Origin of the sequence: Planktotalea sp., assembly GCF_049680325.1 — a bacterium.
GTDB lineage: Bacteria > Pseudomonadota > Alphaproteobacteria > Rhodobacterales > Rhodobacteraceae > Planktotalea.
Genome location: NZ_JBAUHO010000305.1, coordinates 1 through 4,124, shown reverse-complemented (window position 1 = coordinate 4,124; position 4,124 = coordinate 1). Strand labels below are relative to the sequence as shown.

General features: G+C 53.5%; 5 protein-coding genes. All 5 read left to right on the top strand.

The genetic code is table 11. The annotated features are described in order from the left end of the window. Positions 1-672 (top strand): SRPBCC family protein (locus WBC85_RS13900; RefSeq protein ID WP_424438381.1); only part of this gene is annotated, 672 nt, incomplete at its 5' end. Positions 673-1,167: 495 nt separating this feature from the next. Next, complete coding sequence (rplO, locus tag WBC85_RS13895; protein ID WP_424438378.1) at positions 1,168-1,641, top strand: 50S ribosomal protein L15; 474 nt, start codon at positions 1,168-1,170, stop codon at positions 1,639-1,641. A gap of 109 nt (positions 1,642-1,750) precedes the next feature. Continuing rightward, positions 1,751-3,115 carry a preprotein translocase subunit SecY gene (secY, locus tag WBC85_RS13890; protein ID WP_424438375.1) on the top strand — a complete coding sequence of 455 codons (1,365 nt, stop codon included), beginning with the start codon at positions 1,751-1,753 and terminating at the stop codon, positions 3,113-3,115. Beyond that, on the top strand, positions 3,112-3,690 hold the full coding sequence (locus WBC85_RS13885) for an adenylate kinase (protein ID WP_424438372.1): 579 nt from the start codon (positions 3,112-3,114) through the stop codon (positions 3,688-3,690). The genes secY and WBC85_RS13885 overlap by 4 nt, the downstream gene beginning before the upstream one ends. A 46-nt stretch (positions 3,691-3,736) precedes the next feature. After that, positions 3,737-4,051: a hypothetical protein gene (locus WBC85_RS13880; RefSeq protein WP_424438369.1), complete on the top strand. Its 315-nt coding sequence runs from the start codon at positions 3,737-3,739 to the stop codon at positions 4,049-4,051. The last annotated feature ends 73 nt before the right edge of the window (positions 4,052-4,124 follow it).

Below are 4,124 nucleotides of genomic sequence, written 5' to 3'. Positions count from 1 at the left end.
GTCTGGGTCTGTCTGACCCCCGGCAAGACCTTTGATATTGATGACTGGCTGGGTGATTTTGCCTATGAATTAGAAACCCTCGATCTGGCGAATTGGTGTCTCTACGAACAACGCGACATTGACGGCCCTGGATGGAAAGTCGCGTGGGACGGCTATCTTGAAGCCTATCACCACAATACATTGCACGCCGAAACCGTCGGCAAATACACCGTTGGCAACCTGATGTTGCACGACACCTATGGTCCCCATCAACGCATCGTGTTCGGGCGTAAATCCCTGAAAGAAATTGCGCGCGTGGAACAGGACACATGGGGTGATCCTTCAGAACATATTCGCCTGATCCACTCGGTTTTCCCGAACACCTCGATATCCGGTGTGTTGGGCGATCATTGCCTCGTCAGCCAAGTTTTCCCCGGCCCAACGCCGGAAACCACGGTGACACGCCAATCTATTATGTGCGCGAAAAGACCCGAGACAGACGAAGAGGTCGCCAATACAAAAGCGTTCAGCGATCTGGTCCTGATGGCCGTAAAAGACGAAGACTACGATATGGGCTTTAAGATCCAGAAAACCCTTGGTTCAAAGGCCAATGAAGCCTTCGTGTTCGGCCGCAATGAGCCTGCTTTGCAGCACTACCACGACCATGTCGCCAAGTTTGTGGAAAAACCCTAGGCAATTAGCAAAGCCAAAGGATAAATGACGCGACGGCCGGCAGTTTGGTCGGTGCCCATGCATTGTTGCGGGTTAGAATGAGCAACCGGTTGAAAAACACCGAAACCAGCCATTTGTTGAATAATGGTCAAGGACCGTTTTGGTCCGCGTCTTTCGAGTTCATGCAAGGTCCTGCAAAAGGTCAGTTTGGTTTCCACCCGTTTTTGCTCGTTTGAATGGCTGGTTCAGTGAAAACTACTGCGCCGCCGAATTTCCCGTGCTGCGGGCGCGAGGCAATGCTGCGTCAGCAACATGCCCAAACATCAATGTCGGGAAAGTCCCGCAGAGCAGATATTTGCCATAACAACTGACTGAACCGCTCCTTCTCCCCTTGCCACAAACCCCCACCCCGACTATACGCCCGCAGGTGGCAATCCGTGCCACGTACGAATCAATCATACGCCGCGTTCGGCCACTCCCGTCGCTGGGGGTCGCATCCGGCAAAGGAGAAGCGACATGAAACTGAATGAACTGCACGACAATCCAGGTGCAACGAAAAAGCGCAAGCGCATTGGCCGTGGTGCCGGTTCGGGCATGGGTAAAACCGGTGGCCGTGGTATCAAAGGTCAGAAATCCCGTTCGGGTGTAGCGATCAAAGGTTTTGAAGGCGGCCAGATGCCGATCTATCAACGCCTTCCAAAGCGTGGCTTCAACAACATCAACTCCAAGACACATGCAGTTGTGAACCTTGGTTTGATCCAGAAATTCGTAGATGCAGGCAAGATCGACGCAAAAGCAGCGATCACCGAGGAATCCCTGGTGGCTTCCGGTCTCGTTCGCCGCATCAAAGACGGTGTGCGTGTTCTGGCGAAGGGCGAAATCACGTCCAAGCTGAACATCACAGTGACTGGCGCATCAAAAGCAGCGGTAGAAGCTGTCGAAAAAGCAGGCGGCTCACTTACAGTCACAAAAGCGGTTGCGGCTGAATAACAGGTTGTGACGGGCCGCTTGGCCCACTACATACCTCTAGACGTTTTCCTAAATGCCGCCTGAGCTGAAAACGCTTCGGCGGCGTTTTACATTCAAAAGAGAGCCGTTCATGGTATCCGCAGCAGAACAAATGGCAGCCAACACAAGTTGGGCCGCCCTTGGCAAAGCCACTGATCTTCGCAATCGCATCCTTTTCACGCTCGGTCTGTTGATCGTTTACCGTTTGGGCACGTTTATTCCTGTCCCGGGTATCGATGGCGGCGCGTTGCGTGAGTTTATGGAAAGTGCAGGGCAGGGCATTGGTGGCATGGTTTCCATGTTCACTGGCGGCGCGCTGGGCCGGATGGGCATCTTTGCCCTTGGCATTATGCCCTATATTTCGGCCTCTATTATTGTTCAGCTGCTGACCTCGATGGTTCCAGCGCTTGAGCAACTGAAAAAAGAAGGCCAGCAGGGCCAAAAGAAAATCAACCAATACACACGTTATGGCACCGTGGCCTTGGCGACGATGCAGGCCTATGGGCTTGCGGTCAGCCTTGAAGCGGGCGGTCTGGTCACCGAGGGCGGGATGTTCTTCCGCGTGGCCTGCCTGATTACGCTGGTTGGCGGCACTATGTTCCTGATGTGGCTGGGCGAGCAAATCACCGCGCGCGGCATCGGCAACGGTATTTCGCTTATCATTTTCGTCGGTATCATTGCCGAAGTTCCTGCCGCACTGGCGCAGTTCTTTGCCTCTGGCCGCTCTGGCGCAATCAGCCCGGCAGTTATCGTCGGAGTTATTTTAATGGTGGTCGTCACCATTGCCTTTGTGGTGTTCATGGAACGTGCGCTGCGCAAGATCCATATCCAGTACCCGCGCCGTCAGGTCGGCATGAAGGTACAAGAAGGCTCCAGTTCGCACCTGCCGGTGAAAGTGAACCCCGCGGGCGTTATTCCTGCGATCTTTGCATCCTCTTTGCTGCTGTTGCCTGCAACTATTTCGACATTCTCCGGCAATTCCACCGGTCCAGTCATGTCCACGCTTATGGCGTATTTCGGACCTGGCCAGCCTTTGTATCTGCTGTTCTTCGCGGCGATGATCGTGTTCTTCACGTTCTTCTACACGTTCAACGTCAGCTTCAAAGTCGATGATGTTGCCGACAATCTAAAAAGCCAGAACGGCTTTGTCCCGGGTGTGCGCCCGGGTAAGAAGACTGCTGAATACCTGGAGTTTGTCGTATCGCGTTTGCTGGTTCTTGGCGCTGCCTACCTTACTTTGGTTTGCCTCTTGCCAGAAGTCATCCGCGGCCAATTCGCCATCCCCTTCTATTTTGGTGGCACGTCGGTTTTGATCGTTGTATCGGTCACCATGGATACGATCCAACAGGTGCAGAGCCACTTACTCGCGCATCAGTATGAAGGTCTGATCCAGAAATCACAGCTGCGCGGTAAGGGCGGCAAAGGACGCAAAAAACGGAGCCCAGTTCGCCGATGACAAATATTATTCTGCTAGGACCACCCGGAGCGGGTAAAGGGACACAAGCCGCAATGCTCGTTGAAGAGCGCGGCATGATCCAGCTCAGCACGGGGGATATGCTTCGCGAGGCCAAAGACAGTGGCACCGAAATGGGCAAGGTTGTAGCAGATGTCATGGCGCGTGGTGACTTGGTCACGGACGAGATCGTGATCGGTCTGATCCGCGAGAAATTGCAGGGCGACAAAGCTGGCGGTTTCATCTTTGACGGCTTCCCACGCACATTGGCGCAAGCGGATGCATTGGGTGCGTTGATGGAAGAGCAGGGCGAAGTTCTTGATCACGCGATTGAGTTGCAGGTGAACGACGAGATTTTGGTCGACCGCATCGTTGGCCGCGCCGCTGAAGCGGTTGCTGCTGGCGGGGTTGCGCGTGCGGATGACAACGCGGAAAGCCTGAAGATCCGACTTATGGCGTATTATAAGCAGACGTCTCCGCTGATCGGGTATTACCATGCGAAGGGTTTGCTGAAGGGCGTTGATGGCCTGGGGACCATGGACGGCGTGAAAGCAGAGATCGCTGGGGTTCTTGGTTGATATCTCGACTATGGAAAACCGTCCAAGTTTTCGAACTGAGGTAGCCATGGGCGAGGACGCCAGTCTAGTTGAGAGAGTGCAAAACAGTGCGTTGGTCCTTTTGCGAGCTAAAGGCAAGTATAGGGATCGGCTCATAGATTTGGCATTGGAACTCGAAGCTTTAAATCCTAGAGATTTTTCCATAGAGTCGAGTGACATTTTTGTAGAGTTGATTGCGCTGATCGAAAAATACCGTGCGGAATTTCAATCTAATTGGGGTAGCTTCAAAGATCCTTCGCCGAAGGATCGGGATCGCATAGCAGAGTTGGTGTTAGAGCTAGTTTCCAAGTGCGCAGTTGCGGAAGACAAAGCAGATCAGTGATGGGCTTGACCCTCCCCCAAAAAACTCCTAACCAGCCACATCTCTAACGAGAATCAAACCATCAGATTCGGGT

Excerpts from the sequence above, each read along its gene's own strand:
- rplO (WP_424438378.1), top strand. The coding sequence starts at position 1,168 with ATGAAACTGAATGAACTGCACGACAATCCAGGTGCAACGAAAAAGCGC.
- secY (WP_424438375.1), top strand. The coding sequence starts at position 1,751 with ATGGTATCCGCAGCAGAACAAATGGCAGCCAACACAAGTTGGGCCGCC.
- WBC85_RS13885 (WP_424438372.1), top strand. The coding sequence starts at position 3,112 with ATGACAAATATTATTCTGCTAGGACCACCCGGAGCGGGTAAAGGGACA.
- WBC85_RS13880 (WP_424438369.1), top strand. The coding sequence starts at position 3,737 with ATGGGCGAGGACGCCAGTCTAGTTGAGAGAGTGCAAAACAGTGCGTTG.